This is a genomic window from Streptococcus sp. HMSC074B11 (assembly GCF_001808705.1).
Classification (GTDB): Bacteria; Bacillota; Bacilli; order Lactobacillales; family Streptococcaceae; genus Streptococcus.
Window position 1 is genome coordinate 54,089 of the sequence record NZ_KV794251.1, and the last position, 7,353, is coordinate 61,441.

Below are 7,353 nucleotides of genomic sequence, written 5' to 3' on the forward strand. Positions count from 1 at the left end.
ATGAAACTGTTTACAAATGTTTAAAAAAGAGTTATAATAATCTTGTGAAAAAATTAACAAAGGACTTACAATCCTTGAAAGCTATGGAGGAAAATATGGCTGATAAAAAAACTGTAACACCAGAAGAAAAGAAACTCGCTGCTGAAAAGCATGTCGATGGTTTGGTGCAAAAAGCTTTAGTTGCCCTTGAAGAAATGCGTAAACTTGACCAAGATCAAGTCGATTATATCGTAGCAAAAGCTTCAGTTGCTGCACTTGATGCTCACGGAGACTTGGCTTTACATGCCTTTGAAGAAACAAGACGTGGAGTATTTGAAGATAAAGCAACTAAGAACCTATTTGCTTGTGAGCACGTGGTAAATAACATGCGCCACACTAAAACAGTTGGTGTTATCGAAGAAGATGATGTAACAGGATTGACTCTTATCGCTGAACCAGTTGGTGTTGTTTGTGGTATCACTCCAACAACTAACCCAACTTCAACAGCAATCTTTAAAGCGTTGATTTCATTGAAGACTCGTAATCCTATTGTCTTTGCATTCCATCCATCAGCTCAAGAATCATCAGCTCACGCAGCTCAAATCGTTCGTGATGCTGCGATTAAAGCAGGTGCTCCTGAAAACTGTGTACAGTGGATTACTGAACCATCTATGGAAGCAACTAGTGCATTGATGAACCACGAAGGTATTGCAACAATCCTTGCAACAGGTGGTAATGCCATGGTTAAAGCGGCATACTCATGTGGTAAACCAGCTCTTGGGGTAGGTGCCGGAAACGTTCCAGCTTATGTTGAAAAATCAGCTAACATCCGCCAAGCTGCTCACGATATCGTAATGTCTAAATCATTTGACAATGGTATGGTCTGTGCATCTGAACAAGCGGTTATCATTGATAAAGAAATTTACGATGAATTTGTAGCAGAGTTCAAATCTTATCACACTTACTTTGTAAACAAAAAAGAAAAAGCTCTTCTTGAAGAGTTCTGCTTCGGCGTGAAAGCAAATAGCAAAAACTGTGCTGGTGCAAAATTGAACGCTGACATCGTTGGTAAACCAGCAACTTGGATTGCAGAACAAGCAGGATTTACTGTTCCAGAAGGAACAAACATTCTTGCTGCAGAATGTAAAGAAGTTGGTGAAAACGAGCCATTGACTCGTGAAAAATTATCACCGGTTATCGCAGTTTTGAAATCTGAAAGCCGCGAAGACGGCATTTCAAAAGCTCGTCAAATGGTTGAATTTAACGGTCTTGGACACTCAGCTGCCATCCATACTGCTGATGAAGAATTGACTAAAGAATTTGGTAAAGCTGTTAAAGCTATTCGTGTTATCTGTAACTCACCTTCTACTTTCGGTGGTATCGGGGATGTTTATAATGCCTTCTTGCCATCATTGACACTCGGATGTGGTTCTTACGGACGTAACTCAGTTGGGGATAACGTTAGCGCCATTAACCTCTTGAATATCAAAAAAGTCGGAAGACGGAGAAATAACATGCAATGGATGAAACTTCCTTCAAAAACATACTTTGAACGTGATTCAATTCAATACCTTCAAAAATGTCGTGACGTTGAGCGTGTCATGATCGTTACTGACCACGCTATGGTAGAGCTTGGCTTCCTTGATCGTATCATCGAACAACTTGACCTTCGTCGCAATAAGGTTGTTTACCAAATCTTTGCAGATGTAGAACCAGATCCAGATATCACTACAGTTGAACGTGGTACTGAGATTATGCGTGCCTTCAAACCAGATACAATCATCGCTCTTGGTGGTGGATCACCAATGGATGCTGCTAAAGTAATGTGGCTCTTCTACGAGCAACCAGAAGTGGACTTCCGTGACTTGGTTCAAAAATTCATGGATATCCGTAAACGTGCCTTCAAATTCCCATTGCTTGGTAAGAAGACTAAATTCATCGCTATCCCAACTACATCTGGTACAGGATCTGAAGTAACTCCATTTGCCGTTATCTCTGATAAAGCAAACAACCGTAAATACCCAATCGCTGACTACTCATTGACACCAACTGTGGCAATCGTAGACCCTGCTTTGGTATTGACAGTTCCTGGATTTGTAGCTGCTGATACTGGTATGGACGTATTGACTCACGCAACTGAAGCTTACGTATCACAAATGGCTAGCGACTACACTGACGGACTTGCTCTTCAAGCCATCAAACTTGTATTCGAAAACCTTGAAAGCTCAGTTAAGAATGCAGACTTCCACTCACGTGAGAAAATGCATAATGCTTCAACAATCGCTGGTATGGCCTTTGCCAATGCCTTCCTAGGTATTTCTCACTCAATGGCTCATAAGATTGGTGCTCAATTCCACACGGTTCACGGACGTACAAATGCAATCTTGCTTCCATACGTTATCCGTTACAACGGTACTCGCCCAGCTAAGACAGCTACATGGCCTAAGTACAACTACTACCGTGCAGACGAGAAATATCAAGATATCGCACGCATGCTTGGACTTCCAGCTTCTACTCCAGAAGAAGGTGTGGAATCTTACGCAAAAGCTGTCTACGAACTTGGTGAGCGCGTAGGTATCCAAATGAACTTCAAAGCACAAGGAATTGACGAAAAAGAATGGAAAGAACATTCACGTGAATTGGCCTTCCTTGCTTATGAAGATCAATGTTCACCAGCTAACCCACGTCTTCCAATGGTTGACCATATGCAAGAAATCATCGAAGATGCTTACTATGGTTACAAAGAAAGACCAGGACGTCGTAAATAATTGATTATCAGCCAAAACCGAGGGTAAACCTCGGTTTTTTTATGCTTATAGAATATGTTTTTATTAAGAAATGCATAGAATTGGAGTAGGCTGCAAGGCTAAGTAAAGGAATGAAAATATTACCAAAGCTTATCAGAAAAACAAGGCCAGCACTTGCAATTAAACTCAAATAGTTATATAATAGGTATGTTGAAAGGTGATTTGTAGTGATTCAAGTTACTCTTTTCACAATAAAATTTTCATGATTTTCATAAGGAGGAAATCACTAATGGTAGTTAAAGTTGGTATTAACGGTTTCGGACGTATCGGTCGTCTTGCTTTCCGCCGTATCCAAAACGTAGAAGGTGTTGAAGTTACTCGCATCAACGACCTTACAGATCCAGTTATGCTTGCACACTTGTTGAAATATGACACAACTCAAGGTCGTTTCGACGGAACTGTGGAAGTTAAAGAAGGTGGATTTGAAGTTAACGGTAAATTCATCCGTGTTTCTGCTGAACGTGATCCAGAGCAAATCGACTGGGCTAACGACGGTGTAGAAATCGTTCTTGAAGCTACTGGTTTCTTTGCTAAGAAAGCAGCTGCTGAAAAACACTTGCACCCAGGTGGAGCTAAGAAAGTTGTTATCACTGCTCCTGGTGGAAACGACGTTAAAACAGTTGTATTCAACACTAACCACGATGTTCTTGATGGTACTGAAACAGTTATCTCAGGTGCTTCATGTACTACAAACTGCTTGGCTCCAATGGCTAAAGCTCTTCAAGACAACTTTGGTGTTGTAGAAGGATTGATGACTACTATCCACGCTTACACTGGTGACCAAATGATCCTTGACGGACCACACCGTGGTGGTGACCTTCGTCGTGCTCGCGCTGGTGCAGCAAACATCGTTCCTAACTCAACTGGTGCTGCTAAAGCTATCGGTCTTGTAATCCCAGAATTGAACGGTAAACTTGACGGATCTGCACAACGCGTTCCAACTCCAACTGGATCAGTTACTGAATTGGTTGCTGTTCTTGAAAAGAACGTTACTGTTGATGAAGTGAACGCAGCTATGAAAGCAGCTTCAAACGAATCATACGGTTACACAGAAGATCCAATCGTATCTTCAGATATCGTAGGTATGTCTTACGGATCATTGTTTGACGCAACTCAAACTAAAGTTCTTGACGTTGACGGTAAACAATTGGTTAAAGTTGTTTCATGGTACGACAACGAAATGTCATACACTGCACAACTTGTACGTACTCTTGAATACTTCGCTAAAATCGCTAAATAATTCTTGAGTTGATAAAAGCAAGGCCAACTGGTCTTGCTTTTTTGTATCTATAAGAAAAAATGGATGATAGTGTCATCCATTTTGGTTTAATTCTCTTTCAAATGTATCTGATAGCGCAGTAAAGCTTAATTGGTTTAAGGTCAGAGGATGGACAAAGGAAAGTTTAAATGCATGAAGCATTAGTCTCTTAGTTTTTGAATGTAGATTGTAGAGAGGATCTCCAAGGATTGGATGATCGTGGTGAGATAGATGAACTCGAATCTGATGAGTACGTCCTGTTTTTAATCTACAGCGGACCAGAGAGGTCTTGTTTTGAAATTGCTTCAATCGAGTTACATGAGTTTCAGCATATTGACCATTTTTGAAATCCACCACCCGTTTTCTACGATCGTGACGATCGCGACCTATTTTATCTCGGAAGATAAGCTCTTTAGAACCTACTTTTCCTTCAACCAGAGCCCAGTACTCGCGGGAAATCTCTTTTTTCTCCAGTAATCGATTGAGGATGGGCAGTATAAATGGATTTTTAGCAAAGAGGATGAGACCGCTCGTTTCCTTATCTAGCCGATGAACGACATAGCATGTTTGACCTACATAGGCGCTGACATGATTGAGAAGTGCAATTTCTTCTGGTTGATTCCCGTGAGTTTTCATACCTTCTGGTTTGTTCACGATGATCAAATGTTGGTCTTGGTAGACTTCTTGGACAAGATTAGGATTTCCCCAAACAATTTCTTTTGTAGGATAATCCTCCTCATCGAAAATCAGTTGACATTCATCTCCAGATTTGATAGTTTGATGCCAGTGGACTTCTTCTTGATTGATGAGAATGTGCTTTTTAGTTCTCAAGAAATGCCGTATTTTTCTCGGAATGAGTAGTTGCTCCTCCAAGAAGACTTTGACAGTCATTTCAGGAAGAGAATCAGGGATAACAAAGGTAAATTTCATACAGATATTGTAACAAAAAATAGATTATTTGGATAGGAAAACTAGCTAAATTCTTGTCTTCCTATGTGGAAGATGATAAAATAAACGCATGAAATTAGATACATTATTTGAAAAGTTTCTTTCTTTGTTTAAAAAAGAAGAATCTGAAATGGCAGAAATAGAAATCGAAGAAGTTAATAATGAAGAAAATACCTCGACTAATTTAAGAAGGTCAAGAGGTGGGCGAAAGAAAGCTGGGCAAGTCGGACCCATTCGAAAATTTTGGCGTCGCTATCATTTGACCAAAATCTTTCTAATTCTTGGACTAAGTGCAAGCTTGTTTGTTGGGGTTTATCTATTTGCCTTGGCTAAATCGACAAATGTTACAGACTTGCAGAATGCTTTGAAAACACGAACGGTGATTTTTGATAGAGAAGAGAATGAGGCTGGTGCCTTGTCAGGTCAAAAAGGAACCTACGTTGAGCTCTCGGAAATTAGTGAAGATTTGCAGAATGCTGTTATTGCGACAGAAGATAGAAGCTTCTATAAAAATAGTGGAATTAACTATGGTCGTTTTTTCCTAGCTATCCTAACAGCTGGTCGCTCGGGTGGTGGATCTACAATTACTCAACAGTTGGCGAAAAATGCTTATCTTTCACAAGATCAAACTGTGCAGAGAAAGGCCAAAGAATTCTTTCTTGCTTTAGAATTAACCAAAAAATACAGTAAAAAAGAAATTCTAACCATGTATTTGAACAATGCCTACTTCGGTAATGGAGTTTGGGGTGTTGAAGATGCTAGCAAAAAGTACTTTGGTGTTTCGGCATCGGAATTAACTCTTGATGAAGCCGCCACTTTAGCAGGTATGCTTAAAGGCCCAGAATTGTACAATCCTCTGAATTCTATTGAGCATTCAACTAACCGAAGAGATACTGTCTTGCAAAATATGGTGGCTGCCGGCTATCTTGATAAAAATAAGGAAGCAGAAGCAGCAAGTGTTGATATGGCTTCTCAGTTGAAAGATAGTTATGAAGGGAAAATATCAGACTACCGTTATCCTTCCTATTTTGATGCAGTTGTCAATGAAGCTATTGAAAAGTATAATCTAACAGAGGAAGAAATCGTTAATAACGGTTATCGAATTTATACGGAGCTAGATCAAAATTACCAAGCAAATATGCAGGTTATCTACCAAAATACTTCTCTCTTTCCGACAGCTGAAGATGGAACACATGCAGAGTCTGGTAGTGTCGCATTAGAACCAAAAACAGGTGGAGTTCGAGGAGTTGTTGGTCGAGTGGCCGGGGATGATAAAACAGGTTTCAGAAATTTTAACTATGCAACCCAATCCAAAAGAAGTCCAGGGTCTACTATTAAACCCTTGATAGTGTACACACCAGCGGTTGAGGCAGGCTGGTCTCTTAATAAGGAGTTGGATAATCATACCATGCAATATGGTGATTATAAAGTAGACAACTACGCAGGAATCAAGACATCACGAGAAGTACCCATGTATCAAGCTTTGGCTAAATCTTTAAATTTACCTGCAGTAGCTACTGTTAAAGAGCTTGGAATAGATAAAGCCTTTGAAGCGGGTGAAAAGTTTGGTCTAAACATGAGCGATGTAGATCGTGTGCTTGGAGTGGCTTTAGGTGGTGGCGTAGAAACTAACCCTCTTCAGATTGCCCAAGCCTACGCAGTGTTTGCAAATGAAGGACTCATGCCAGACGCTCACTTTATCACTCGTATTGAAAATGCTAGTGGTCAAGTGATTGCTACTCATAAAAACACTCAAAAACGAGTAGTTGACAAATCGGTAGCTGATAAAATGACAAGTATGATGCTCGGAACCTTTACAAATGGTACAGGGATAAGTTCGTCTCCAGATGATTATGTTATGGCTGGAAAAACCGGAACGACAGAGGCTGCCTTCAATCCAGAATATACGAGTGATCAATGGGTGATTGGCTATACACCTGATCTAGTCATTAGCCACTGGCTTGGTTTCCCTACTACTGATGAAAATCACTATTTAGCAGGTTCGACTTCGAATGGTGCTGCTCACATTTTTAAAAGTATGGCAGAAACAATTCTTCCTTATACACCAGGAAGTACTTTTACAGTTGAAAATGCTTATAAAATGAATGGCATTGCACCAGAAAACGTACCTAAAAAAACTACAAGTGACACTAGTGCACAGTCTGACGATATACTATCAGATATTCGTGGACGGGCGCAAAATCTGGTCGATGAAGCAGGAAGAGCATTTTCGGATGCTAAAATTAAAGAAAAAGCTCAGACTGTCTGGGATACCATTGTAGATCTGTTTCGCTAAAACGTATAAAAGGTAAAAGACAAGGATTCAAATCTTTGTCTTTTTTCTCCCTCACTTGTCAGTAT

General features: G+C 40.1%; 4 protein-coding genes. 3 read left to right on the plus strand and 1 reads right to left on the minus strand.

The features are described from left to right. The first annotated feature begins 95 nt into the window (after window positions 1-95). On the plus strand, window positions 96-2,747 hold the full coding sequence (gene adhE, locus HMPREF2619_RS02980; protein WP_070458901.1) for a bifunctional acetaldehyde-CoA/alcohol dehydrogenase: 2,652 nt from the start codon (window positions 96-98) through the stop codon (window positions 2,745-2,747). Window positions 2,748-3,015: 268 nt separating this feature from the next. After that, window positions 3,016-4,026 (plus strand): type I glyceraldehyde-3-phosphate dehydrogenase, encoded by a 1,011-nt coding sequence (gap, locus tag HMPREF2619_RS02985; protein ID WP_000260668.1) that lies wholly within the window; start codon window positions 3,016-3,018, stop codon window positions 4,024-4,026. 72 nt (window positions 4,027-4,098) lie between these two features. Here the strand turns inward: gap and HMPREF2619_RS02990 are convergent, their stop codons facing one another. After that, the gene (locus tag HMPREF2619_RS02990; protein WP_083279575.1) at window positions 4,099-4,974 is read right to left on the minus strand and encodes an RluA family pseudouridine synthase; all 876 of its coding nucleotides are present in this window, start codon (window positions 4,972-4,974) and stop codon (window positions 4,099-4,101) included. A gap of 88 nt (window positions 4,975-5,062) precedes the next feature. Between HMPREF2619_RS02990 and pbp2a the strand changes: the two genes are divergently transcribed. After that, window positions 5,063-7,288 carry a penicillin-binding protein PBP2A gene (pbp2a, locus tag HMPREF2619_RS02995; protein ID WP_070458905.1) on the plus strand — a complete coding sequence of 742 codons (2,226 nt, stop codon included), beginning with the start codon at window positions 5,063-5,065 and terminating at the stop codon, window positions 7,286-7,288. Window positions 7,289-7,353 lie beyond the last annotated feature (65 nt).